The organism is Mycobacteroides chelonae CCUG 47445 (assembly GCF_001632805.1).
GTDB classification, from domain to species: Bacteria; Actinomycetota; Actinomycetes; order Mycobacteriales; family Mycobacteriaceae; genus Mycobacterium; species Mycobacterium chelonae.
The window spans coordinates 1048047-1074019 of the sequence record NZ_CP007220.1; the positions used below are offsets into that span (position 1 = coordinate 1048047).

Below are 25973 nucleotides of genomic sequence, written 5' to 3' on the forward strand. Positions count from 1 at the left end.
CAAATGGTGCCGGGAACGGATCACGGTGAGTAAGACGGATGACCGTCCGCAGGGTTCGCTGTTTGCATAACTCCATGACGACCGAACGGATATCCGACCACGTCAAATTTGCGTACTGGGTCCCCAATGTCAGCGGTGGCCTGGTCACCAGCACCATCGAGCAGCGCACGGACTGGGGCTACGACTACAACGTCACGCTGGCACGCACGGCCGAGAAGAACGGCTTCGAATACGCGCTCACCCAGGTGCGTTACGAGGCCAGCTACGGCGCCGAGTACCAACACGAATCCACCAGCTTCTCTCTTGCTCTGCTGCTGGCCACCGAGCGCCTCAAGGTGATCGCCGCCGTCCATCCCGGACTCTGGCAGCCGGGCGTGCTCGCCAAGCTGGGCGCAACCGCCGATCACCTATCCGGCGGTCGCTTCGCCGTCAACGTGGTATCCGGATGGTTCAAGGACGAGTTCACTCACTTGGGCGAACCGTGGTTAGAGCACGACGAGAGGTACCGCCGAAGTGGCGAATTCCTTCAGGTGCTGCGCAAGATCTGGACCGAGGACGACGTCGACTTCCGGGGCGATTTCTATCGAATCCACGACTTCACGCTGAAGCCGAAGCCACTGCACACTCCCGAGCTGTTCCAGGGAGGCAACTCCACGGCCGCGCGGCGCAACGGCGGCCTCTATTCCGATTGGTACTTCTCCAACGGCAAGGACTTCGCGGGCATCACCGACCAGATCGTGGAGGTCCGTGACCACGCCCGCACTGCCGGCCGCGAGGTCAGCGTCGGGCTCAACGGCTTCATCATCGCCAGAGACACCGAGGCCGAAGCGCGCGAGGTCCTGCGGGAAATCGTCGCGAAGGCCAATCGCCCCGCCGTCGAGGGCTTCCGCGCGGCCGTTCAGCAGGCGGGCTCGGCCACCGGCGACAAGAAGGGCATGTGGGCGGATTCCTCGTTCGAGGATCTGGTGCAGTACAACGACGGATTTCGTACCCAGCTCATCGGAACCCCGGAACAGATCGCCGAGCGGATCGTCGCCTACCGCCGACGGGGTGTGGACCTGATCCTGGGCGGCTTCCTGCACTTCCAGGAGGAGATCGAATACTTCGGCGCCAAGGTGCTGCCACTGGTCCGCGAGATCGAGGCAGCCGATGCTCAGGAAACCCACAGCGAATATCGCGTACCGGTTTTGAGCTAACCGATGTGCCTCGGCCGTGTCTGGCCTTGTCTGCGTCCGTACCGACGCCGGGTGCAGTAGCGTGGAGGCGATCCACCCCGAGACCACGACCGAAACCGTGATGTAGGAGATGTAATGACGTATTCGACCGGTGGGCCCGGATACCAGCCCGCGCAGCCGTCCAATCCGTACGGCACCCCGTCCTTTGTGGCCGAGCCCAACACGGGCGCGCTAGGGGTTTACCTGCCCGGTGGTGTCCTGGTGCTGAGCCTGATCGGCTTCATTGCCGGCTTCGGGCCGTTCTACACCGGGAAGGCCAGCTCGGGGACGTCGGGAAGCTTCGGCGGATTCGACCTGCTGGCGCTGTCGCCGGTCTTCGGCTTCGCTCAGTTCGCGCTGTTGCTCGCCGGTCTGACCGCAGGAGTCTCGCTCCTCTCCGGCAAGGACGACAAGCAGGCGCCCGTCGCCATCCTGTCGATCGTCGGATTCCTCTTTGTTCTCGGCGGCCTGTTCGGCAACCCGTTTGCGGCCGCCTTCGGTGAGGTCGGTATTGGGTGGGGCCTGATCACGCTCGCCGTGGTGTCCGGCCTGCAGGCCGCAGCCGCCGTGTATGCCCTGCTCAGCGAGGTCGGCGTGGTCAAGGCCAAGACTGCCTCGCCCGCAACCAATCCGTTCGGTAGCCAGTACCAGCCGCAGCAGAGTCAGTACTACACCCCGGCGCAGCAGCAGCCCCAGCAGCAACTGCCCAAGCAGGGGCAGGGCTACGGTCAGGCCGGTGCTCAGGGGTACGGCCAGCAGCAGAGCTTCGGCCAGCAGCCTGCTCCGAGCTATGGCCAGGCCAGCGCTCAGGGGTACGGCCAGCAGCAGCCCACGCCTGCCGCCCCGCCGTCGTACGGTGGCTACGGTCAGCAGCAGCCGCAGTCTGCGCCTCCGACCCCGCCGCAGGGCTTCAGCAGCTCCGGCTTCACTCCGCCGTCAGCGCAGCCGACCCAGCAGGCCGGATCCTCGCAGCCGACCCAGCAGTACCCAACCTTCGGTGGTGCCAGTGGTCAGGCTCCCGGAGGCGAGCAGGGCGGCGCGGGCGCTAGCAGTGGTTCGTCCTCTGCCAGTGGTGACGATCTGTTCGGCACCTCGCGTCCTTCCAACTAAGACCGTGTTTACTGCCGTGATCGGCGCGTGAATCAAACCTCGCGCGCCAATCCCGCACAGGCTCGCGCACTGCTGACGGTTGCCTTTGGCCCGTCAGCAGTTGCGTTGGTCGTCATTGCGGCAATCGTCTTGGTGCAGTTGGTAATTGCCAACAGCGATATGACCGGGACGTTCGGTGCGGTGGCCAGCATGTGGCTGGGCACCCACCTGGTACCCATCTCGATCGGTGGGCGAGTCATCGAGGTGCTGCCGCTGTTGCCGACGGCGGCGATGGTTTGGGGCGTTGCCCGAACGGTCGCCTCGACAATCGCACCCACCGCTTCCTGGTACGTGATTCGGTGGGTGATCGCCTCGGCACTGGCCGGCCCGCTCTTGATGACGGCGATATCGCTGGCGATCATTCACGACGCATCGACGGTTCTGACGCAGCTGCAATCACCGAATGCCTTGCGCGCATTCGGTTCTGTCCTCGGAGTCCATGCCGCCGGTGCGATTGTCGGCGTATTGCTGCGGGTCGGCAGGCGGCTTGCGGTGCTCCTACAGCTGCCGTCATGGCCAATGGACGCGGCTCGCGGCGCTGTCGCCGGGGTGCTCGCACTCTTCGGGCTGTCCGCGGCCGTGACCGCGGGGTCTTTGGTGGTCCATTGGGCGACTATGGATCAGCTGTACTCGGTCACCAACGATTTCGTGGGTCAGCTGAGCCTGACGTTGTTGGCGATCCTCTACGCGCCCAACGTCATTCTGGGTGGCTGCGCCCTGGCGGTCGGATCAAGCGCGCATGTGGGTACCGCGGCCTTTAGTGCGTTCGCTGTTTTCGGTGGACAACTGCCGGCGGTGCCGATCCTGGCAGCGGTCCCCACGCCACCTCTCGGTCCCGCGTGGGTGGCCCTGATGATCATCGGTGCGGCGTCCGGAGTGGCCGTCGGTCAGCAATGCGCGCGCCGACCCGTTCCGTGGCCGACGGCGATCCACAAGGTGGTCACGGCGGCGCTGCTCGCGGCAACATTCCTGGCGATCGCCGGAAAGCTTGCCGGCGGGCAGCTGGGGAACTTCGGACGCCTGGGGATCGATCAGGGCACGTTCGGCCCCGGGGTGTTCTTCTGGTTCCTGGTCATCGGCCTGTTGACGGTGTTCATGCTGGGCGGAGCCACCCGTCTCCCGGCTAAAGCCCGGCCAGAGCCCGAACCGGAACCAGCGCCAGCACCGGAACCGGAAACGGAGCTAGAACCCGAACCGGTGCCCGAGCCTGAGCCGGAACCCGAAGCCGAATCAGAGGTGGAAGCCGAACCGGACCCGGAGGCACCGGCCCAACCCCCAGCCGAGAGTGACTCCAGCGACCCTCCGGAACAGGCCAAGTGACCAGTCCGGCTACGCTCAGCGGCGTGTCGGTGTCGGATTCTCCTCGCGCGGGTGGCTCCTCGGAGCCCAAGTCGCCCGTTGAGATCGCCCCATCTGCCCCGGCGCGGGTCGTGGTCCTGGCGTCCGGCACTGGAAGCCTGCTGCGTTCCCTGCTTGACGCGGCGACGGATGACTTCCCGGCCCGGATCGTCGCCGTAGGTACCGACCGGCAATGCGCCGCCGTCGATATCGCCACCGGCGCGCAGCTGCCCAGCTACACCGTGCGGCTCTCGGACTACGACTCCCGTGAACAATGGGACGCCGCCATCACCGACGCCACGTCCGCCCACCGGCCCGATCTGGTGGTCTCGGCCGGATTCATGAAGATACTTGGGCCACGGTTTCTTTCACAGTTCTTGGGTCGGGTCATCAATACCCATCCCGCGCTATTGCCGTCCTTCCCCGGCGCGCATGCCGTCCCCGACGCGCTGGCGCATGGGGTCAAGGTCACCGGTTGCACGGTGCACCTGGTCGATGACGGGATGGATACCGGGCCGATCCTTGCCCAGCAGGCCGTCGCCGTGCATGGGGATGACGACGAGGCCAGCCTGCATGAACGCATCAAGGTGGTGGAACGCGCGCTGCTGGTAGATGTGCTGGCCGCGGTGGCCACCAGAGGTTTGATTTGGAACGGAAGAAGGGCCTCCATCAAGTGAGTACGCAGCGACCCGTACGGCGGGCATTGATCAGTGTCTACGACAAGACCGGACTGGAAGAGCTCGCCAGCGGGCTGCACGCCGCCGGTGTAGAACTGGTATCCACCGGATCGACCGCGAAAACCATTGCTGCCGCGTCAATTCCGGTGACACCTGTGGAAGAGGTCACCGGGTTTCCGGAGGTGCTGGATGGCCGGGTGAAGACCTTGCATCCGCATGTGCACGCCGGCGTCTTGGCCGACACCCGCCGCGAGGAGCACCTGACCCAACTCGAGGAGCTGGGCGTCAAGGGCTTCGAGCTGGTGGTCGTCAACCTGTACCCGTTCGCCGCCACGGTGGCCTCGGGCGCGTCCGAGGACGAATGTGTCGAACAAATCGACATTGGTGGCCCCTCGATGGTGCGTGCCGCTGCGAAGAACCACCCGAGCGTCGCGGTGGTCGTGGACCCCGCCTCATACGGTGCGGTCCTGGCTGCGGTCGATGCCGGGGGATTCACCCTGGAGGCGCGGAAGATTCTGGCGGCCAAGGCGTTCCGCCACACCGCCGAGTACGATGTGGCGGTCGCGGGCTGGCTGTCGTCCGTGGCGGAGCCCGAGGGCGCCCAGTTGCCGTCATGGATCGGCGGCACGTGGAATCGTTCTGCGGTGCTGCGTTATGGGGAGAACCCGCACCAGCAGGCGGCCCTGTACACCGGCGCCGCGGGGCATGGTCTGGCGCAGGCCGAGCAGCTGCACGGAAAAGAGATGTCGTACAACAACTACACGGACGCCGATGCTGCCTGGCGCGCCGCGTGGGACCAGGACAAGGCCTGCGCGGCCATCATCAAGCACGCCAACCCATGCGGTATCGGGGTGTCGGACATCTCGATCGCCGATGCGCATCTCAAGGCACACGAATGCGATCCGTTGAGTGCCTTCGGCGGCGTGATCGCGGTCAACCGCGAGGTGAGCGTGGAGATGGCCGAGCGGGTCGCCGACATTTTCACCGAGGTGATTGTGGCGCCGGGCTACGAGGACGGCGCGGTGGAGGTGCTGAGTCGCAAGAAGAACGTGCGTCTGCTGCGCGCGGCGCCGCCGCAGTCCGGGTACACCGAGTGGCGACAAATCAGTGGTGGCCTGCTCGTGCAGGAGCGCGATGCGCTCGACGCCGAGGGTGACGATCCGGCCAACTGGACGTTGGTGGCCGGCGCCGCTGTGGACGAGGACACGTTGGCGGACTTGGCTTTCGCCTGGAAGGTGGGGCGGGCCGTCAAGTCCAACGCGATCGTCGTGGCCTCCGGCGGCGCCACCATCGGCGTCGGAATGGGACAGGTCAACCGGGTAGACGCCGCCAAGCTGGCGGTGTCTCGTGGTGGGGATCGAGTCTCCGGCGCGGTAGCGGCCTCGGACGCCTTCTTCCCGTTCCCCGATGGCCTGGAGGTGCTGACGCAGGCCGGAGTTCGAGCGATCGTGCATCCGGGCGGATCCATGCGCGATGAGTTGGTGACCGATGCTGCTAAGGCTGCGGGAATCACGTTGTACACCACTGGAGCACGTCACTTCGCCCATTAGGGCGCAACGATAGGGAGAGCCCATGGTTCAGCCCAGTTTGGATTGGCCGGGCGAGCCATTGCGCTCTCTGGTGTGGACGCTGCAAGCCTGGGCGGTCACCATGGTGGTATTCCTTGCGGTGGCTTTCGCTATCGCCCGGTTTACCCAATGGGGACAGCAATTCTGGCGAGTCAACGCGCCCTTCTTCCGGGGGCGTGACAGTTGGCGCACGTGGGCATTGCTGGCATTCATCATGTGGCACACGGTGTACATGGCACGCGTGACGGTGATCTTCACGTACCAGTACAAGGACCTGATGAATGCGCTGCAGGTTGGCTCGGAGGCGCTCGTCACCCACAACTCGGCTCTGCTGGCCGATGCGCGCCAGGCGTTCTTCACCTCATTCGCGATCAGCGGCATTCTCGTGGTGCTCACGGTCACCTATACGGTGGTGGACTTCTTCCTGCGCAGAGTGTTCGCCATCCGGTGGCGGGTGTGGCTCAACACACGGCTCGTTGACGACTGGATGAGCAAGGATGCCTTTTACCGCAACCGTTTTCTGGATGTTCCGGTGGAGAACCCCGACCAGCGGATCCAGATCGACATCGAGACGCACACCACCAAATCGGTGGATCTGACGCTGGGTGCGGTGAACAAGACACTGCTGATCGTCATGTTCACCGGGGTGCTGTGGCAGCTCTCGGGTCCACTGTTGTTGTGGGGAATCGAGATCCCTCGAGCCATGGTCTTCATCGCGTTCGTTTTCTCGATCACGGTGACCGTTATCGCATTCTGGATCGGCCGTCCACTGGTGCGGCTGAACTTCTTGAACGAACGGTTCAGCGCGAGCTTCCGGTACGCGCTGGTGCGGCTGCGCGATAGCTCCGAGCGGGTGGCCTTCTATCGGGGCGGCGAACGTGAACGACGGCTGCTGCATTCACGTTTCGGCGAGATCATCGCCAATATGTGGCGCATCGTGTACGCACAGCTGCGCCTCAACGGATGGAACCGCGGTATCGGCGACGTGACCACCGGCATGATTCCGTACATCGTGCAGGCGCCTCGATTCTTCACCGGGCAGATCAAAGTCGGTGACCTGTTGCAGACCGTCGCCGCATTCGGAAACGTCTGCGGCGCAATGTCCTTCTTCCGAGACAGTTACGACGAATTCACCGTCTACCGGGCTGCGCTCCTGCGTATCGATCAGATGCTCGATAGCGATCATCGCGCCCGTGAACTGCCACGGATCAACGTGACCGGCGCCGACGACGCCCTGATACTCACCGATGTCCAGGTCCGCGATCTCCAGGGGCTGGACATGATCGCGGACCTCAACCTCACGCTGACCGCAGGTGACAGTGTCGTGGTCAAGGGTCCATCGGGCTGCGGGAAGACCACCTTGCTGCGCAGCCTGGCGCAGCTGTGGCCACAGGCCTCCGGACTGGTCGAGCGCCCCGACGGGTGGGCGACACTGTTCCTGCCGCAGCTGCCGTATCTGCCATTGGGCAACCTGCGCGAAACCGTGGTGTATCCACTTCCCGTGGAGGATGTTTCGGACGAGGAGCTTATGCAGGCGCTGCGCGATGTCTCGCTCGGGCACCTAACCGAGCGGCTGGATCAGGAAGCCGACTGGGCCGCCGTGCTCTCGCTGGGGGAGCAGCAGCGGGTGTCCTTCGTCAGGGTGCTACTGGTGCGCCCGACGGTGGTGTTCCTCGACGAGTCGACCTCGGCGCTGGACGAGGGGCTGGAGGATGCGATGTACGCACTGGTGCGGGAACGGCTACCCGAGTGTGTGGTTGTCAGCGTGGGACACAGGTCGACGATCGACCGTCACCACCGGTCGCGGTTGCAGCTGACCGGCAGCGGCGCATGGGAGCTCTCACCGGTGTGAATCGAGCCGGGCGGGAACTTTCGGCCACGACCGCGCGACTGATCTAATGACGGCGTCTGTGGGCTGGGCGTACGTCCACCGCGGTGGCTCCACGCGACGGATGCCAGCACGGTGCCTGTGATGAGTTCGGCAGTTAACCGTTCGAAGGAAAGGAACCGCCATGCGCGAAATCGCTGTTGAGATCGTTGTCGAGGACGAAGAGATCGTTACCGCAACGGAAATGGTTGCCAGCCACTAAGAGTGGACGCCGGGCGTGCATGGTCGTCCCCCGGCTATGCACGCCCGGACGCAGCCATGGAGGCGAAATAGTGTTCGTCGAAGACCCGCGCTGGCGTCAGTTTGTCCGGGAGTGGGCCCCCGGGTATGAGGAAACGGTCTTCCTCCCCGGATTGGTGACAGACCCGAGTGTGATCAGCGGCCGGATCGCCGCGGCGGTGGCTACGGCGACCATTGCAGGTGGAAAGGGGTTGCGACTACGCGGATTCCGGGGCAGCGAATTCGATTTCAAGCTCACCGAGCGGCTTGCCCGCACCGCGCCGCAAGGCGCGCAGCCGTTGACCGAATGGCTCGCCGAGAACTCCGATGACCGTCCGGCATGCGTCGCCATCAACGACATCTCCTCATGGGATCTGGGCCTCGGCGCGTTCGCTCAGACCCTGGTGCGCAGCCTTGTTCCGGGACGAGATCTGGTGTCCGGCGCCGATATCTACACGTTTATCGCCGATGTGGAATGGACTCCCTTCGGGATACACAAGGACGACGAGCCATCGCTGATCTTCCATCTGGGCCCCGGTGTCAAGGACCTCTGGGTGTGGCCCGCCGATGGAATCGACCACCACCAGTTGTTCGAGAACCCGTCGTTGGGCAAGGTCTCGTTTGACTTCGACCGACTGCTGCCCGGCGCGCACCGCTACACCCTGACCCCGGGTGACTTCATATGCATTCCCCGGGGGCGCTATCACCTGTTCCGCAACGCCGGCCCCTCTGTATTCCTGGGAGTTACACTCTTCCCGCCCAACATCCGGAAGTCATTCTCGGACTGGATGATCGACCATTTCGGTGCGCGGCTCGACGCAGCACACGCGCCGCGCAGCTTCGATGACGTCCGCCGGCTGGTGCTCGACACGCTCGGCGACCCCGAGGCCATATCGGGACTGGCGACAACCATGGAACTGGCGGCGGCCAAGCAGCGCACCGCCGGGTATCTGCGGCCCCCGAAGGTGGCGGCCTTGCGTACCGACGATCCCCCTGCGGGTGTCCCGCTCGGCTGGGCCTACCCCGCGGTGGTGCAATCGATCGCCGGTGCGGATCGGACCCATCTGGTGGCCCGTGGTCGCGACATAGCGTTCGGAGGCGTGGTGAATCTTGACGGACTCCTAGCGCTGGCCGGCGAGTTCACCCTGAATGACCTTGATGCCGTCCTCGCATCAGCGCTGGATGTCGATCGGCGCCGTCAGATTGTGAATACGCTGTGGCGCTTCGGTGCTTTGGATGCCGTCAGCGCTCTTCCATCGACTCGCGACGCTTGCGCCGCTTCCGCTTGACGTTTACCCCGCCCCACAGTGAGAACCCCTTGTGACGGTCACATGTGGTGCGCCCTGTACCCCGGTGCCGCTCGCGGAGTGATCGAAGCCACCCATCACGGCGACACCCCTGACATCCACATTGACCTCTGGAGGCAAGAGGATCGTCTGGCCACCCATGATGGAGAACGAGCGGATCTCGACCTCGTTGGAGGTGAAGTCGGCGTAACGCAGGTCCAGCACGCCGCCACCCCACAGCGCGAATGAAGTGAGCTTGCCGGGCACGTTCCAGCGGCCCCGTCGTTCAAATCCACTCATGATCGCCATCAGCACTGTCGAGGGTGCTGGCTTGCTGTCTTTACCTCGAACCTGGGCGGTAGCGACTGCGGGCAGATCCGCGCTGAGCTGATCAAGCTCACCGTATGTATTTGCCGAGTACACCTTGGTGAGACGTTCCTCGAATTCGGAGAGCTCCAGCCGTCCCTGCGCCGCGGCGTCGGATAACAGCTGCGCGACACGCATGCGATCGGCGTCTGCGGCCCGCATCGATGCGGTAACCCGCTCAGGGAGGTTGCTCATCACCGCCGAGCCTACGACGAACGGCGCTTAAAGGCACGCGGTTCATTCGTGTTGCTCAGCGCACTACACGCGTAGTGCCGACTGGTTCACACTTGCCAGGCGGGAGGACGCTTTTGGAGGAACGACAACATGCCCTCCTGAGCCTCCGGCGAGACGAACAGACGCGCCGACGTTTCTGTCAACTCGACTGCACGAGCATCGAAATCGGCGAGGATCGGCGCGGTCGTGAGTTTCTTGGACTCCGCCAGCCCTTGGGGCGAACCGAGCGCGATGTCATCGACCAACGACGTCACCGCGGCCTCGACTGCTTCGGAGCTGTCGACGGACTTGGTGACCAACCCGATCTCCGCGGCCACCCGTGCGTCGAACTTCTCGCCGGTGACGAAGTAGCGCGCGGCAGCCCGGCCGGTGAGCCGCGGCAGCAGCGTCAGCGAGATGATCGACGGCGCCACGCCGATGCGTGCCTCGGTCAGTGCGAAGGTGCAGTCGGGTCCCGCCACTGCGATATCGGCGGCACCGACGAGGCCGAAGCCACCGGCTCGCACATGGCCGTTGACGGCGATGATGACGGGTAGCGGCAGCTCCAGGATGTCGCGCAGCAGTGCGGTGAGTTGGCCCGCCCGATCCTTGGCGACATCCTGAGGATCGGATGATGCCGCTGAGCTCTCCGACAGATCGGCGCCCGCGCAGAACGTGTTGCCGGTGTGGGTGAGCACCACGGCACGCACCGTTTTATCGGCGGCGGCCCGCTGCAGTCCCTCCCGCAATTGCCGCACCAAGCCGCTGGACAACGCGTTGCGGTTATGCGGTGAGTCGAGCGTCAGGCGGGCGGCGCGACCGTCCACCTCGTACTGGACGAGAGTGTCACTCATGGGGTGTCTCCTTTAGTACGAGCGGGGCAGGCCGAGTGATGTCTGCGCGACGAAGTTGAGGATCATCTCCCGGCTCACCGGGGCGATACGCCCGAAGCGTGACAGGTTCAACAGCGGCGCCACGGCGTACTCAGAGGTCAATCCGTTGCCGCCCAAGGACTGCACGGCCCGGTCGGCGGCCCGGCAGGCCACGTCCGCCGCGGCGTACTTGGCCATGTTGGCGGCCTCAGCTGCGCCCCAGTCGTCGCCGTGGTCGTAGAGGGTGGCGGCCTTCTGCATCATGAGCTTGGCCAGCTCCAGCTCGACCTTGATCTCGGCGAGCGGGTGCGCGATGGCCTGGTGTGCGCCGATCGGTGTCTTCCACACCTGGCGCGTCTTGACGTAGTCGGTTGCCTTGTTCAGCGCGAGCCGGGTGAGGCCAACCCCGCTGGCGGCGCCCATGATTCGCTCGGGATTCAAACCGGCGAACAGCTGCATCAGCGCGGCATCCTCGGAGCCGACGAGCGCATTGCCCGGCACGCGCACGTCGTCGAGGAACACCTGGAACTGCCGTTCCGGGAGCGTGAGCTCCATATCGATGGGTGTGTACTCGAATCCCTTGGTGTCGGTAGGCACCACGAACAGCGCCGGCTTGAGCTTGCCGGTCTTGGCCTCCTCGGTGCGCGCCACCACCAGCACGGCATTGGCCTGGTCGACGCCGGAGATGAAGACCTTGCGCCCGTTGAGAATCCAGTCGCCGCCGTCGCGCTTGGCGGTGGTGATGATGTTGTGGGAGTTCGAGCCGGCGTCGGGCTCGGTGATGGCGAACGCCATGGTGAAGGTGCCGTCGGCCATCGAGGGCAGCCAGTTCTTCTTCTGCTCATCGGTGCCGTAACGGGCGATGATGGTGGCATTGATGGCGGGGGAGACGACCATCATCAGCAGCGGACACCCGGCCGCCGAGAGCTCCTCGAACACGAGTCCAAGCTCGTACATGCCGGCGCCGCCGCCGCCGTACTCCTCCGGAATGTTCGCTCCCAGGAAGCCGAGCTTTCCTGCCTCATCCCACAGCTCGTTCAAGTGTGCGTGGGTCTTGGACTTCTCCAGGTAGTACTCGTGGCCGTAGCTACCGGCGAGCGAGGCCACCGCCTGGCGCAGCGCCTTACGCTCGTCGGACTCTACGTACGGATTGGTCTGCGTCATGTGGGCTCTCCTTCGGTGTTGGCCTCCGCGGCCAACTGGGCTAGTACGGTGCCGAGCTCGACCTGTTGTCCCGGTTCGACGTTGAGGATCTCCAGAACGCCGTCGGCGGGGGCGACGATGGTGTGTTCCATTTTCATGGCTTCCAGCCAGACAATGGGTGTGCCCGCGGTGACGGTGTCTCCCACCGCGGCACCCACCCGCAGCACCACTCCCGGCATCGGCGCGATGAGCGAGCCCGCCGCCACCTCGGTGCTGGGGTCGGTGAATCGGGGCACCACGGCCAGTGCCACCGGACCGAGTGGGGAGTCGACATCCACGGTCGCCCCGTAGAAGGACACGTCGAATCCACGCCGGACGCCGTCGATGACGAGCGCCACATGATCCGGTGTCGCCGAGACCAAGTCGACGGATGGCCAGTCGCCGTCAAGCTCCAGGCCGGATCGGGTCAGGCGGTACCGAACGGAGATGACGCTCTCGCCGGCCGCGAATTCCTTGGTCTGGAAGCCCGACGCCAGATTGCGCCAGCCACTCGGAAGGGCGGCGCAGGCCACCGCCGAGGCCCGGTTCGCGGCGGCGTCGGCAAGTGCTGCGGCAAGCGCCGAATACTGGTGTGCCGCATCGTCAGCCAGCGGTTTGGCAAGGATGTCGAGGCCGTGCTTGTTCAGGAATGACGTGTCGGTGTCGCCGGCGACGAACGCGGGGTGACGCAACACATTGACCAACAGATCACGGTTGGTGGTCAGCCCGTGTATCCGGGCGCGTTCCAGCGTCGAGGCCAACAGCCGGGCGGCCTCGGTGCGCGTCGGTGCCACCGTGATGACCTTGGCGAGCATCGGGTCGTAGTGGACCGACACCACGCTGCCGTCGACAATGGTCGAGTCCAGGCGAATCCCATTGCGCCCCGGATGTCCGGGCACCTGGAATTCCGAGCTGGCCCCGGGTATGTGGAAGCGCCGCACAGTACCGCTTTGTGGTTGCCACTCGGCGGCGGGATTCTCCGCATACAGCCGCGCCTCGATCGAATGGCCTTGAATGGCAGGAGGTTCCGGATCGAGTCGTCCTCCGTCGGACACCTGAATCTGCAACAGCACCAAGTCCAGACCGGTGGTGCACTCGGTCACCGGATGCTCCACCTGCAGGCGGGTGTTCATCTCGAGGAAGAAGAACTCGCCGTCTTCGGTGGCCAGGAATTCCATGGTGCCCGCGCCCACATAACCGATTGTCGCCGCGGCGGTACGTGACGCCTCGAAGAGTCGCTCTCGCATGCCATCGATTCGGTTCACCAAGGGGGACGGTGCTTCCTCGATGACCTTCTGGTGACGGCGCTGGATGGAGCACTCGCGCTCACCCACGGCCCACACGGTGCCGTGGGTGTCGGCCATCACCTGTACTTCGATGTGCCGGCCGGTGCCCAGGTAGCGCTCGCAGAAGACCGTCGGGTCCCCGAACGCCGATTGGGCTTCCCGCTGTGCGGCAGCGATTTCGTGCGGCAGGTCAGCGAGTTTGTCGACGATCCGCATGCCACGGCCACCGCCGCCGGCGGAGGCCTTGACGAGCACCGGAAGCTGGTCGGCGGTGACGGTGTCGGGGTCGAGCTGGCCCAGCACCGGTACGCCGGCGGCTTCCATGAGTTTCTTGGACTCGATCTTCGAGCCCATTGACTCGATTGCCGCGACCGGTGGGCCGATCCAGGTCAGACCGGCGTCCGCCACCGCGCGAGCGAAATCGGCATTCTCGGAGAGGAATCCGTAACCGGGATGGATCGCGTCGGCTCCGGTGGCCTTGGCCGCGGCGATGATGAGCTCACCGCGCAGGTAGGTCTCGGCACTCGAGGTGCCGGGTAGGTGCACCGCGGCATCGGCTTCGGACACATGTGGGCTGTCGGCATCGGCATCCGAGTAGACGGCGACAGTTCCGAGCCCAAGCTTGCGGCAGGTGGCGAAGACGCGGCGGGCGATCTCGCCGCGGTTGGCGACCAGAACAGAGGTGATCGAAGGCGCAGTCATGTGTTTCAAACCCTCACATCCGGAAGACGCCGAAGTTCGACGTCCCCTCGATCGGTCCATTGGCAATGGCGGACAGGCACATACCGAGCACCGCTCGGGTATCGCGGGGGTCGATGACCCCGTCGTCATACAGGCGTCCGGACATGAACATGGGCAGCGACTCTGCCTCGATCTGTGCCTCGATGGCAGCCCGCATGGCGGCGTCCGCGTCCTCGTTGACGGCCTGGCCGCGTGCCGCCGCGGCGGCACGGCTCACGATGGAGATGACGCCAGCCAGCTGAGTGCCGCCCATGACCGCGGATTTCGCACTGGGCCAGGCGAACAGGAACCGGGGGTCGTAAGCGCGGCCGCACATGCCGTAATGCCCGGCGCCATAGGAGGCCCCGACGATCAAGGACAGATGGGGCACCGTCGAGTTCGACACGGCGTTGATCATCATCGACCCGTGCTTGATCATGCCGCCCTCTTCGTACTCCTTACCCACCATGTATCCGGTGGTGTTGTGTACGAAAAGAAGTGGTGTGTTGGTCTGATTGGCCAACTGGATGAACTGAGTGGCCTTCTGCGCTTCTTCGCTGAACAGCACGCCGCGCGCATTGGCGAGGACGCCGATCGGGTACCCGTGCAGCCTTGCCCAGCCGGTGACCAATGAGGAGCCGTATTGCTCCTTGAACTCGTCGAATTCCGAACCGTCGACGATCCGCGCGATGACCTCGCGCGGATCGAACGGGATACGCAGGTCCCCGGGGACGATGCCGAGTAGCTCCTCCTGGTCTGCGAGGGGCTCGATCACCGCCGCGGGCTTGGGGCCCTTCTTGACCCAGTTCAGGCGCGCAACGATCTGCCGTCCGAGCCGTACGGCGTCCTGTTCATCGGCTGCCAGGTAGTCGCCCAAACCGGAAACGCGGGAGTGCATTTCGGCACCGCCGAGCGATTCGTCATCGGACTCCTCGCCGGTCGCCATCTTGACCAGCGGCGGGCCCGCCAGGAACACCTTGGAGCGTTCCTTGATCATCACGACGTGGTCCGACATGCCGGGAATGTAGGCACCACCGGCGGTCGAGTTTCCGAACACCAGGGCGATCGTCGGGATGCCCGCGGCCGAGAGCCGGGTGAGGTCGCGGAACATCTGTCCGCCGGGAACGAATACTTCCTTCTGGGTGGGCAGGTCCGCGCCACCGGATTCCACCAGTGAGATCACAGGCAGGCGATTCTTGAAGGCAATATCGTTGGCCCGCAGTACCTTACGCAGTGTCCAGGGGTTACTGGTGCCACCCTTGACGGTGGGGTCGTTGGCCACGATCATGCACTCGACGCCCTCGACCACGCCGATGCCGGTGACCAGCGAGGCCCCGACGGTGAAGTCGCTGCCCCAGGCCGCGAGCGGACACAGCTCCAGGAACGGGGAGTCGGGGTCGATGAGCAGCTCGATGCGCTCACGTGCCAGCAGCTTGCCGCGTTCGTGATGGCGGGCAACGTATTTGTCGCCGCCACCGGCGAGCGCCTTCGCGGTCTCGGCATTGACCTCGACCAGCTTGGTCGCCATGGCCGCGGCTGCGTCGACGTATTCGGGAGAGTTGGTGTTGACGGCGGTGCGCAGGATTGTCACGACTGGAACCCCAGGAGCTTGGCCGCCAACGACGTGAGGATTTCGGTAGTGCCGCCACCGATCCCGATGATGCGCATGTCGCGGTACTGCCGTTCGATCTCGCTCTCGGTCATATAGCCCATGCCTCCGAACAATTGAACGCCTTGGTTGGCCACCCACTCGCCGGCTTCGACGGCGGTGTTCTTGGCGAAACAGACTTCGGCGATGAGGTTGGTTTCACCGGCAATCGCGCGGTCGACCAGCGCGTGGGTGTACACCCGCGCCACATCGACGCGGCGGGCCATCTCCGCGAGGGTGTTCTGTACGGATTGACGGGAGATGAGGGGGCGCCCGAAGGTCTCCCTGTTTCTGCACCATTCCACAGTCAGGTCCAGGCAGCGTTGCGCACTCGAATATGCCTGGGCGGCAAGACCGATTCGCTCGGATACGAAGGCACCGGCGATCTGCGCGAAGCCGGTGTTCTCGCCACCCACCAGGTTCTCGGCGGGCACCCGCACATCGGTGAAGGACAACTCGGCGGTATCCGAGGAGCGCCAGCCCATCTTGTCGAGCTTGCGGGCGACCTCGAATCCCGGCGTGTCTTTGTCGATCAGCAGCAGGGAGACTCCGGCGGCCCCCGGGCCGCCGGTGCGGACCGCGGTCACCACGTAGTCCGCGCGCACGCCGGAGGTGATGAAGGTCTTGGCGCCGTTGACGATGTAGTGATCCCCGTCCTTCTTGGCCGCGGTGGTCAGATGCCCGACATCGGACCCGCCGCCGGGTTCGGTGATGGCCAGCGATCCGATGAGATCACCGGCCAGGGTGGGCTTCACGTACTCGTCGATGAGTCGCTGATCGCCGGAGGCGATGATGTGCGGTGTGGAGATGCCGCAGGTGAACAGGGACGCGAACACGCCGCCGGGTACACCGGCATAGTGCAGTTCCTCGCACACGATCACGGGATCGATGGCATCTCCGCCGCCACCGCCGACCTCCTCCGGCGCACCTGGGCCGAGGAGGCCCAGATCGCCAGCCTTGCGGTGCAATTCACGAGGAAGCAGGCCGTCACGTTCCCATTCGTTGACATGCGGCAAGATCTCGCGCTCGGCGAAGTCGCGCACGGTCTCCCGAAGCGCCTTGCGCTCCGGGGTGTTCCAGGAATTCACGGCGGTCACTTTCCTTCCAATAGGGATTCGGGGACGTCGATCTCACGGGAACGCAGCCATTCGCCAATTCCCTTGGCCTGTGGGTCAAACCGGGCCTGATAGGCCACACCCTTGCCGAGGATGTCCTGGATGACGAAGTTCACGGCCCGCAGCTTGGGCAGCAGGTAGCGCGCCACCTCCAACTGCTCGGTTTCCGGCAGCAGCTCTCGCAGCGCGTCGATGGTCAGGGCATGCGCAAGCCAGCGGTATTCCTCATCGGTGCGCACCCAGACGCCGACGTTGGCACTGCCGCCCTTGTCGCCGCTGCGAGCACCCGCAAGGGTGCCCAGCGGGATTCGGCGTACCGGCCCGGCCGGAAGTGGTTCGGGCAGCGCCGCTGCCGGCGCGTCGGCGAGGGGCAGCGTCTGGGAGGCCTGTGCGATATCGATACGCGAGCCATCGGCCAGCACGGCCACGTGCGGAACCTTCTCTGCGGGGACGTATCCCGGCGTGAACACGCCGTACGGTTCGCCGTCCTTGGGAGGGGTGGTGACGTGGAAGCCGGGGTAACTCGCCAGGGCCAGCTCCACCGCGGCGTTGGAGAACTGCCGACCCACCTTGTTCGGGTCGGAGTCGCGCACCATCACGTGCAGCAGGGCGCTGGCCGCCTGTTCGGTGTCGGCATTCGGATGATCGGTGCGGCCCAGCGTCCATTGGATGTCCTGCGGTGCTCCGGAGGGGGACGACAGGGCGGATTCCAACTGCTTGCGGGTCAGATCCGCCTTGGCGTCGATATCGAGTCCGGTGAGCACGAACGTCATCTGATTGCGGAAGCCGCCCAAGGCGTTCAGCGACACCTTCAGGTCCGGCGGTGGTGCCTCGCCCGTCACACCGGAGACCCGCACCCGGTCGGGGCCCTCCTGGGTCAGCTCGATGCTGTCGATCCGGGTGGTGACATCAGGGTTGGCGTACCGCGCCCCGGTGATCTCATAGAGCAGCTGTGCGGTGACGGTGCCCACGCTGACCGCGCCGCCGGTACCCGTGTGCTTCGTGATGACAGACGAACCGTCCTCATGTACCTCGGCCAGCGGGAACCCGGCACGCGAAAGGTCAGGGATCTCGGTGAAGAAGGCGTAGTTGCCGCCGGTGGCCTGGGTGCCGCACTCGATGATGTGCCCGGCCGCGACCGCACCGGCGAGCTTGTCGTAGTCGTCGCGGCGCCACCCGAAGTGTGCGGCGGCGGGGCCGACGATCACGGAGGCGTCGGTGACCCGGCCGGTGACCACGATGTCAGCCCCGGAATTGAGGCATTCCACGATGCCCCAGGCGCCGAGATAGGCATTGGCGGTCAGTGGTGACCCCAGTCCGAGCTCTGCGGCACGGGGCAGCAGATCGTCGCCCTCGACATGTGCGACGTTGGCCGCGATTCCCAGTTTTTCCGCGAGTGCGCGGATGGCCTCCGCCAGACCCGCGGGGTTCAGACCGCCGGCGTTGGCGACGATCTTGACGCCCTTGTCCTGGGCCAGGCCCAGGCACTGCTCGAGCTGGCGCAGGAACGTCTTGGCGTAGCCGCGTTCGGGGGCCTTGGCGCGATCGCGCCCGAGGATGAGCATCGTCAGTTCGGCCAGATAGTCGCCGGTCAGGTAGTCGAGTTCACCGCCGGTGAGCATCTCGTGCATGGCCGATATTCGGTCACCGTAAAAGCCTGAACAGTTCCCAATTCGTACCGGCGCAGTGGTCACGGTGGTCCTCTCGAGGTCGGCATCGACTGCTCGTGCGCTGCCAAATTACCCCACGCACTAAAACGTCAATCTAGCGGTCCAACCAAGTGGTTGGCCGAGCCCAGGTGGCGGCATCGACACGCCGTCTTGTGGTGAGGAAATGCGATACGAATCCGCCGCGATACGGCGTGTCGGCGCGGATTGATCCGAGCAAATTTGCAGCTCACGTCCGCCACCGGCTATCGTGTGGTGATTGTCGCTCGCTGCGCCCGACATGTTGGCGCGGCGCGGGCGAATGACACAGAAACCTGAGAAATAAGGAGAGGGCGCGACCATGGCCGTCCCCAAGCGGAGAATGTCCCGCTCGAATACCCGTAGCCGGCGCTCGCAGTGGAAGGCCACTGCCACTGAGCTGGTCAATGTCACTGTCGGCGGACAGAACCACAAGGTTCCCCGTCGCCTGCTCAAGGCTGCCCGCCTCGGGCTCATCGATCTCGACCGTCGCTGAACGACGCGAGACCTGATTCTCAGGCTTCCTCAGTAATATCTCAGCCGCACGGTTAACACTGGTACCTGTGCGAATTCTTGTAGTCGATGATGACCGCGCTGTGCGCGAGTCGTTGAGACGGTCTTTGTCCTTCAATGGGTACTCGGTGGATCTGGCCGAGGACGGCGTCGATGCGCTGAATGTCATCGCGGCCGACCGGCCTGATGCGCTGGTGCTCGACGTGATGATGCCCAAGCTCGACGGACTCGAGGTATGCCGTCGCCTGCGCAGCACCGGAGATGATCTGCCGATCCTGGTGCTCACCGCACGAGACTCGGTCTCCGAGCGCGTGGCGGGTCTGGATGCGGGCGCGGATGATTACCTCCCCAAGCCTTTCGCGCTTGAGGAACTCTTGGCCCGGATGCGGGCGCTGCTGCGCCGGACCACTGTCGACGAATCGGCAGACGCTGCCACGCTGAGCTTCGGTGATCTCACGCTCGACCCCGTTACCCGCGAGGTGTACCGGGGCACTCGGTCGATCAGCCTGACCCGTACCGAATTCGCGCTGCTGGAAATGCTCATGACGAACCCCCGGCGGGTGCTCACGCGCAGCCGCATCCTCGAAGAGGTGTGGGGATTCGACTTTCCGACGTCCGGTAATGCACTTGAGGTGTATGTCGGTTATCTGCGGCGCAAGACCGAAGCCGAGGGGGAGCTCAGGCTCATCCACACCGTTCGCGGTGTCGGCTACGTGCTGCGGGAGACCCCTCCGTAATCCCTATGGCGACACTACGGATGCGCAGACCGACGTCTGCAATGTTCTCTCCACTACGGGCAACCAGCTCATCGGTATCGCTGCGCTGGCGCGTGATGCTGCTTGCGATGTCGATGGTGGCGATGGTCGTGGTGCTGATGGCCGTGGCTTCATACCTGTTGGTGTCCACGGCGTTGTATCGCGATGTCGACAAGCAGCTCAACGATCGTGCCAACCTGCTTATCGGCAGTGGGTTGCTGTCGGTGGACCCACGTCGCGCAATCGAAGGGACCGCGTACTCCGCCGATGTCAACGCCAAGCTGATCTTTCCGGGGCTCATCACGTTCTCGGCGACACAGCAGGGACAGATCATTCCCTATGGCGCTCCCGAGCAGGCGGTGACCCGCGGCGAGCTGGAGCAGTCGCTGCGCACCGTCAATCATCAACGCGTGCTTGCACTTAGGCTCGACAATGGCAGCACGCTGATCATGGCGAAATCGCTCGACCCCACCGATACCGTGCTACGCCGACTGGGCTGGGTGTTGCTGATTGTCGGCGGCGTGGGCGTGGCGGTAGCGGCAGCCGCTGGAGCCGTGGTGGCCGGCACCGGGTTGCGGCCGGTGGCCAGGCTCACCGATGCCGCCGAACGCGTAGCCCGAACAGATGATCTGCGCCCCATTGCCGTCACCGGCAGCGACGAATTGGCGCGGCTCACAATCAGTTTCAACACCATGTTGCGGGCCCTGGCTGAGTCCCGAGACCGCCAGGCACGTCTGGTGACCGACGCGGGTCACGAGCTGCGCACGCCGCTGACCTCGTTGCGCACCAATACCGAGCTACTGATGGCCGCCATGCAACCGGGCGCCCCCCGCCTACCCGACGAGGAAATGGAAGCGCTGCAACTCGATGTGATCGCCCAGATCGAGGAATTGTCCACCTTGGTAGGCGATTTGGTCGATCTGGCGCGTGGTGACGGTGCCGACATCGTGCATGAGCCGGTAGACCTGGTCGAGGTGGTCGAGGGCACTTTGGAACGAGTCCGCCGCCGCCGCAATGACATCGAATTCGACGTCGTCATGCAGCCGTGGCAGGTCTACGGAGACGCGGCAGGACTTTCGCGCGCGGTTCTCAATCTGCTCGACAACGCGGCGAAGTGGAGCCCATCGGGTACCACGGTGTCGGTGCGGTTGGCCCAGGTGGACGCGGCGCACGCCGAGCTGGTGATCTCCGATCGTGGGCCCGGGATTCCGCCCGCCGAACGGGATCTGGTCTTCGAACGGTTCTACCGGGCCACCCCGGCCCGGGGAATGCCGGGATCGGGTTTGGGGTTGGCCATCGTGAAGCAAGTTGTGCTCAAACATGGTGGCGCGATCAAGGTCGAGGAGACGGAACCCGGTGCGGTGGTCGACGGCAGTCCGGCCCCGGGTACGTCGATGCACGTGCTCCTTCCGGGCCGTCCCGGACCCATCGGGCACCCCGACGGGGGTGGCGCCGCCGGGCGCCGGAAGTCTGCGCCAAACGCGAGGGAGATCTCAGTGGATTCTCAGTCCGCTCCGGCAGCGTGGCACCCGAGCTAGTCGATCGTGAACGCCTATGAAGGACGGGTGAGGAAGTACCTATGACCAACGACCCCCACGGCAATTGGGCCTACCGGCCGTCCGGTCACTACTCCGGGCAACAAGCGCCGACGCATCATGCGCAGTCCGGCCACCACTATCAGGGCCAGGCATACGGATACTCGCCGCAGCAGCCGCCGAATCAGCAGCGTCCCCCTCAGCCGCAGAATCAAGCGCCCCGGGGGAAGCGCAGCGGTGGGCTCGTGGTGGGTGCGACCGTCCTGGCCCTGGTCTCCGGTGGGCTGGGCGGAACCGTGGGTGCCGTCGTCGCCGACCGCCAACACAAGGCGCCCGTCGTCACCAGCGGCAGCACCGGCTTGACGCCTATCGCTCCGGGCCGTCAGCCTGCCGCGCAACAGGTGTCCGCGCTGCCCGCGGGATCGGTGGAACAGGTTGCGGCCAAGGTGCTTCCGAGTGTCGTCAAGCTCGAAACGATCATGGGTCGTTCGAGTGAAGAGGGATCAGGGGTCATCCTCTCGGCCGACGGTTTGGTGCTTACCAACGCGCACGTCGTTCAGGCGGCGGGCGAACCCGGCGCCAAGACCACCGCCACCATCGCGGGCGGCAAGAACTCGCCCTTCACCGTGGTGGGGATCGATCCCGCCACCGACATCGCCGTGATCCGGATCACCGGCGCTTCGGGCCTGACGCCCGTCGCACTCGGCTCGTCCGCGAATCTTGTTGTGGGGCAGTCGGTTGTCGCGATCGGTTCTCCGTTGGGTCTGGACGGCACGGTGACCACAGGCATCGTCAGCTCGCTGAACCGCCCCGTATTCACCGCGGGACAGGCAGGTAACCAGGACACCGTGCTGGACGCCATCCAGACCGATGCCGCGATCAACCCGGGTAACTCCGGTGGTGCGCTGGTCAACCTGAACGGCGAGCTGGTGGGCATCAACTCCGCCATCGCGACCATGGGTGGAGATTCCAGCGGCGAGACACAAGGTGGATCCATCGGCCTGGGCTTTGCGATTCCGGTCGACCAAGCCAAGCGGGTCGCCGATCAACTGATCGCCAACGGCCACGCCACCCACGCTTCCCTGGGAGTTCGGGTTGGCAATGAGAAGGAGATCCAGGGCGCCAAGATCGTCGAGGTGGTTGCCGGTGGTGCCGCCGAGAAGGCCGGAGTGCCCAACGGGTCGGTCGTCACGAAGGTGGACAACCGCCCGGTGAACAGCGCCGACGGACTTGTAGCCGCAGTGCGTTCCAAGGCGCCGGGCGACAAGGTGACCCTGACGTACACCGATGGCAACGGCGGCCCGGAGAAGACCGTGGATGTGACATTGGGTGAGGTCGCCCGATGACTCAGATGTCCCTGCGAGCCGTTACGGTTGCTTCCATGACAGAGCTTGAGGTGCTACCGGTGGGGCGATCTCTGGTCGTCATCGTCAACGACAGAACGGCCCACGGCGACCAGGACACCAGTGGTCCGCTGGTCACTGAGCTGCTCTCGGAGGCCGGGATTGTGGTCGACGGTGTGGTGGCGGTCGAGGGAGACCTGACCGAGATTCAGAACGCGGTCAACACCGCGGTCATCGGCGGTGTGGATCTCGTGGTGACCGTGGGTGGCACCGGCGTCACCCCGCGTGATGTCACCCCTGAGGCCACTCAGCCGCTGCTCGACCGCGAGCTGCTCGGGATCGCTGAGGCCATCCGGTCGTCGGGGCTTGCGGCGGGTGTCACCGAGGCTGGTCTGTCACGCGGCGTGGCGGGTATTTCGGGAAGCACCCTGGTGGTCAACATTGCGGGAACGCGTGCTGCGGTGCGCGATGGAATGGCCACGGTGACACCGATGGCGATTCAGATCATCGAGCAGCTATCGAGTCTGGAGATTTGATCGGGTGCCGACCCCCGAGGGCCCTGATTGTGACCTTCGCCACAAAAGTGGCGAAGGGGGAACAAGGGTCAGCAATGCGGACATCGACAGGATCTTCGGCCAGGCGATGCCGTCTTTGGGTCCAGATGAACGCGATGTGAACGATTCGCGCGGCGTGCACGAAAGTGATCGGTGGTTGCGCGATAACGTGCCGCCCCATCACGGCTAAGGAATTCCCGCATATCGAACGCGTAAATCTGGCAGGTCGCGAAGTCGGGATACCCATTCGGGGTGTCGGTTCCCCCGTAGTACCGGGGCGTTTCCCAGCAAATTGCTCGTTCACCCAATTGTTAACCCGGGGATGTCTTGGGTTCGGCTAACTTCGGCTTCACATACGTGCCAGGAGTTGGGTGACTCCACCGCGAACAGAACTCGCGTTCAGATTGCCGCGTGGTCACCGTGCCGATATCATCCTTCTGTCCGTCGCTTAGGAATTTCTCATGTTCGCCATGAGTGGACTGATAGGAACAGAATGAAGCTGTTGAGCAAGGTATCGGGCTGGGCCCGCCACGGTCTGTTGGCGGTTGGCGCCCTAGTCATGACTCTTGTTGCTCTCTTTGCGACGGCGGCGACGGCGCATGCGGGTTTGGATGATGAGCTGACGCTGGTTGATGGCAAGGGTCGGACGCTGCGGATTCAGCAGTGGGACACGTTCTTGAATGGTGTGTTTCCGCTCGACCGCAACCGCCTCACCCGTGAGTGGTTTCATTCGGGCCGTGCGGTCTATGAGGTGACTGGCCCTGGAGCCGATGCGTTCGAGGGCACCTTGGAGCTGGGTTATCAGGTGGGTTACCCCTGGTCGCTGGGTGTGGGGTTGAACTTCAACTACACGACCCCCAATACCTCGATTCTTTACGGTATTCCGAACGCCTTCGGTGGAAATCCGGAAGCCTCCTACATTCAGACCACCAACCTGTTGCCTTCGGCGGGTATCAATGTTGACTTGGGCAACGGCCCTGGCATCCAGGAAGTGGCGACGTTCTCTGTGGCGATCGCGGGCCCTAAGGGTGCCGTTGCGGTCAGTAATGCGCATGGCACGGTGACCGGTGCGGCCGGTGGTGTGCTGCTGCGTCCCTACGCCCGGTTGATCAGTAGCGCTGGTGACAGTGTCACCACCTACGGCGAAACCTGGGACATGAAGTAGCGGGACTTCGCTGACGTCTGGACAACAAGCGTTTTCACACTGGGGTTCCTCCTGCTAGATTGACGGCCTTACGTAGGTCGAGGCGCCGTCGCGCAGTCACTCAAGGGGAACTTTTATGCGAGGTGGTGTGCGTCGGCCACTGCAATGGCTGGCCGCGGTATTCATGCTCGTCGTGATGGCATTCACGGCCACTGCCACCGCGCATGCGGGTTTGGATGATGAGCTGACGCTGGTTGATGGCAAGGGTCGGACGCTGCGGATTCAGCAGTGGGACACGTTCTTGAATGGTGTGTTTCCGCTCGACCGCAACCGCCTCACCCGTGAGTGGTTTCATTCGGGCCGTGCGGTCTATGAGGTGACTGGCCCTGGAGCCGATGCGTTCGAGGGCACCTTGGAGCTGGGTTATCAGGTGGGTTACCCCTGGTCGCTGGGTGTGGGGTTGAACTTCAACTACACGACCCCCAATACCTCGATTCTTTACGGTATTCCGAACGCCTTCGGTGGAAATCCGGAAGCCTCCTACATTCAGACCACCAACCTGTTGCCTTCGGCGGGTATCAATGTTGACTTGGGCAACGGCCCTGGCATCCAGGAAGTGGCGACGTTCTCTGTGGCGATCGCGGGCCCTAAGGGTGCCGTTGCGGTCAGTAATGCGCATGGCACGGTGACCGGTGCGGCCGGTGGTGTGCTGCTGCGTCCCTACGCCCGGTTGATCAGTAGCGCTGGTGACAGTGTCACCACCTACGGCGAAACCTGGGACATGAAGTAATTGCCATTACTTAATAGGAATGCTGCGGCCGGACGCTGCGCAGTTAATAACGGCGCGTAATCACAGAATCTGTGTATCGGCTGTGAGTTAGCTTGCCGGAAACATTCGGGAAACTCGCAGGGATGATTTGGCCGTTACGTTTGGCCCGCTTGGGCAACAATGTGGTCCTGGCGAAACAGGCATTGTCCAGGCGTGTATCCGCCCGAGTATTGAGGGAGCTAAATGAGAACAGGTGGCATCTGGCAGGTCATGCACAACACCCTCATGCGATTGGTACTCGCGGTGGCTGGCGTGGTGGGGCTGGCAGTGATCGGGACGGCGACGGCGCATGCGGGTTTGGATGATGAGCTGACGCTGGTTGATGGCAAGGGTCGGACGCTGCGGATTCAGCAGTGGGACACGTTCTTGAATGGTGTGTTTCCGCTCGACCGCAACCGCCTCACCCGTGAGTGGTTTCATTCGGGCCGTGCGGTCTATGAGGTGACTGGCCCTGGAGCCGATGCGTTCGAGGGCACCTTGGAGCTGGGTTATCAGGTGGGTTACCCCTGGTCGCTGGGTGTGGGGTTGAACTTCAACTACACGACCCCCAATACCTCGATTCTTTACGGTATTCCGAACGCCTTCGGTGGAAATCCGGAAGCCTCCTACATTCAGACCACCAACCTGTTGCCTTCGGCGGGTATCAATGTTGACTTGGGCAACGGCCCTGGCATCCAGGAAGTGGCGACGTTCTCTGTGGCGATCGCGGGCCCTAAGGGTGCCGTTGCGGTCAGTAATGCGCATGGCACGGTGACCGGTGCGGCCGGTGGTGTGCTGCTGCGTCCCTACGCCCGGTTGATCAGTAGCGCTGGTGACAGTGTCACCACCTACGGCGAAACCTGGGACATGAAGTAATTGCCCTGGCGGGCCGGGC

Annotated in this window: 22 protein-coding genes and 1 pseudogene; 16 read left to right on the forward strand and 7 right to left on the reverse strand. The window is 64.4% G+C overall.

Annotated elements, in window-relative coordinates:
* Positions 1-74: 74 nt before the first annotated feature.
* The 7 genes from sfnG to BB28_RS05185 all read left to right on the forward strand — a co-directional run bounded on the left by sfnG (position 75) and on the right by BB28_RS05185 (position 9342).
* Positions 75-1196, forward strand: coding sequence for a dimethylsulfone monooxygenase SfnG (gene sfnG / locus BB28_RS05155; protein ID WP_030094511.1), 1122 nt, complete (start codon positions 75-77; stop codon positions 1194-1196).
* 114 nt (positions 1197-1310) lie between these two features.
* Positions 1311-2324, forward strand: coding sequence for a DUF5336 domain-containing protein (locus BB28_RS05160; protein WP_030094512.1), 1014 nt, complete (start codon positions 1311-1313; stop codon positions 2322-2324).
* A gap of 27 nt (positions 2325-2351) precedes the next feature.
* A complete protein-coding gene (locus BB28_RS05165; RefSeq protein ID WP_046252727.1) occupies positions 2352-3683 on the forward strand; it encodes a cell division protein PerM in 1332 nt (443 codons plus the stop codon).
* Positions 3680-4378 (forward strand): phosphoribosylglycinamide formyltransferase, encoded by a 699-nt coding sequence (gene purN, locus BB28_RS05170; protein ID WP_081252212.1) that lies wholly within the window; start codon positions 3680-3682, stop codon positions 4376-4378. The genes BB28_RS05165 and purN overlap by 4 nt, the downstream gene beginning before the upstream one ends.
* Positions 4375-5928 (forward strand): bifunctional phosphoribosylaminoimidazolecarboxamide formyltransferase/IMP cyclohydrolase, encoded by a 1554-nt coding sequence (gene purH / locus BB28_RS05175; protein WP_046252728.1) that lies wholly within the window; start codon positions 4375-4377, stop codon positions 5926-5928. The genes purN and purH overlap by 4 nt, the downstream gene beginning before the upstream one ends.
* A 22-nt stretch (positions 5929-5950) precedes the next feature.
* On the forward strand, positions 5951-7798 hold the full coding sequence (locus BB28_RS05180; RefSeq protein WP_046252729.1) for an ABC transporter ATP-binding protein/permease: 1848 nt from the start codon (positions 5951-5953) through the stop codon (positions 7796-7798).
* A 308-nt stretch (positions 7799-8106) separates the two neighbouring features.
* A complete protein-coding gene (locus BB28_RS05185) occupies positions 8107-9342 on the forward strand; it encodes a cupin domain-containing protein (protein ID WP_046252730.1) in 1236 nt (411 codons plus the stop codon).
* Here BB28_RS05185 and BB28_RS05190 read toward each other — a convergent pair.
* The 7 genes and pseudogenes from BB28_RS05190 to BB28_RS05220 form a co-directional block, all read right to left on the reverse strand.
* Positions 9296-9900: pseudogene (locus BB28_RS05190) on the reverse strand (DUF1707 SHOCT-like domain-containing protein). The gene BB28_RS05185 and the pseudogene BB28_RS05190 sit on opposite strands and share 47 nt — an antisense overlap.
* An 86-nt stretch (positions 9901-9986) precedes the next feature.
* Entirely contained in the window at positions 9987-10772 is a 786-nt protein-coding gene (locus tag BB28_RS05195) for an enoyl-CoA hydratase family protein (protein ID WP_046252731.1), read from the reverse strand.
* Between the two features lie 12 nt (positions 10773-10784).
* Entirely contained in the window at positions 10785-11954 is a 1170-nt protein-coding gene (locus BB28_RS05200; protein ID WP_046252732.1) for an acyl-CoA dehydrogenase family protein, read from the reverse strand.
* Positions 11951-13960, reverse strand: a complete 2010-nt coding sequence (locus BB28_RS05205; protein ID WP_046252733.1) for an acetyl/propionyl/methylcrotonyl-CoA carboxylase subunit alpha — start codon at positions 13958-13960, stop codon at positions 11951-11953. The genes BB28_RS05200 and BB28_RS05205 overlap by 4 nt, the downstream gene beginning before the upstream one ends.
* Positions 13961-13973: 13 nt before the next feature.
* A complete protein-coding gene (locus BB28_RS05210) occupies positions 13974-15569 on the reverse strand; it encodes an acyl-CoA carboxylase subunit beta (RefSeq protein ID WP_046252734.1) in 1596 nt (531 codons plus the stop codon).
* A complete protein-coding gene (locus BB28_RS05215; RefSeq protein ID WP_046255548.1) occupies positions 15566-16714 on the reverse strand; it encodes an acyl-CoA dehydrogenase family protein in 1149 nt (382 codons plus the stop codon). The genes BB28_RS05210 and BB28_RS05215 overlap by 4 nt, the downstream gene beginning before the upstream one ends.
* A 5-nt stretch (positions 16715-16719) precedes the next feature.
* Positions 16720-18435, reverse strand: a complete 1716-nt coding sequence (locus BB28_RS05220; protein ID WP_046252735.1) for an acyclic terpene utilization AtuA family protein — start codon at positions 18433-18435, stop codon at positions 16720-16722.
* 313 nt (positions 18436-18748) lie between these two features.
* On the opposite strand from BB28_RS05220, the gene rpmF reads away from it, so the two are divergent.
* The 9 genes from rpmF to BB28_RS05260 all read left to right on the forward strand — a co-directional run bounded on the left by rpmF (position 18749) and on the right by BB28_RS05260 (position 25954).
* Positions 18749-18922 (forward strand): 50S ribosomal protein L32, encoded by a 174-nt coding sequence (rpmF, locus tag BB28_RS05225; RefSeq protein ID WP_005063395.1) that lies wholly within the window; start codon positions 18749-18751, stop codon positions 18920-18922.
* 67 nt (positions 18923-18989) lie between these two features.
* Positions 18990-19676, forward strand: a complete 687-nt coding sequence (locus BB28_RS05230; RefSeq protein WP_030094525.1) for a response regulator transcription factor — start codon at positions 18990-18992, stop codon at positions 19674-19676.
* Between the two features lie 5 nt (positions 19677-19681).
* Positions 19682-21232 carry a HAMP domain-containing sensor histidine kinase gene (locus BB28_RS05235; RefSeq protein ID WP_109550644.1) on the forward strand — a complete coding sequence of 517 codons (1551 nt, stop codon included), beginning with the start codon at positions 19682-19684 and terminating at the stop codon, positions 21230-21232.
* Positions 21233-21273: 41 nt separating this feature from the next.
* Positions 21274-22575, forward strand: coding sequence for a S1C family serine protease (locus BB28_RS05240; RefSeq protein ID WP_046252736.1), 1302 nt, complete (start codon positions 21274-21276; stop codon positions 22573-22575).
* Positions 22572-23108 (forward strand): MogA/MoaB family molybdenum cofactor biosynthesis protein, encoded by a 537-nt coding sequence (locus BB28_RS05245; protein ID WP_070943063.1) that lies wholly within the window; start codon positions 22572-22574, stop codon positions 23106-23108. Before BB28_RS05240 ends, BB28_RS05245 begins: the two co-directional genes overlap by 4 nt.
* A 4-nt stretch (positions 23109-23112) precedes the next feature.
* Complete coding sequence (locus tag BB28_RS25490) at positions 23113-23316, forward strand: hypothetical protein (RefSeq protein WP_075874230.1); 204 nt, start codon at positions 23113-23115, stop codon at positions 23314-23316.
* A 369-nt stretch (positions 23317-23685) separates the two neighbouring features.
* Entirely contained in the window at positions 23686-24291 is a 606-nt protein-coding gene (locus BB28_RS05250) for a porin MspA (RefSeq protein ID WP_371258715.1), read from the forward strand.
* 163 nt (positions 24292-24454) lie between these two features.
* Positions 24455-25060 carry a porin MspA gene (locus tag BB28_RS05255; protein ID WP_419952875.1) on the forward strand — a complete coding sequence of 202 codons (606 nt, stop codon included), beginning with the start codon at positions 24455-24457 and terminating at the stop codon, positions 25058-25060.
* A 222-nt stretch (positions 25061-25282) separates the two neighbouring features.
* Positions 25283-25954, forward strand: a complete 672-nt coding sequence (locus BB28_RS05260) for a porin MspA (protein ID WP_157889426.1) — start codon at positions 25283-25285, stop codon at positions 25952-25954.
* Positions 25955-25973 lie beyond the last annotated feature (19 nt).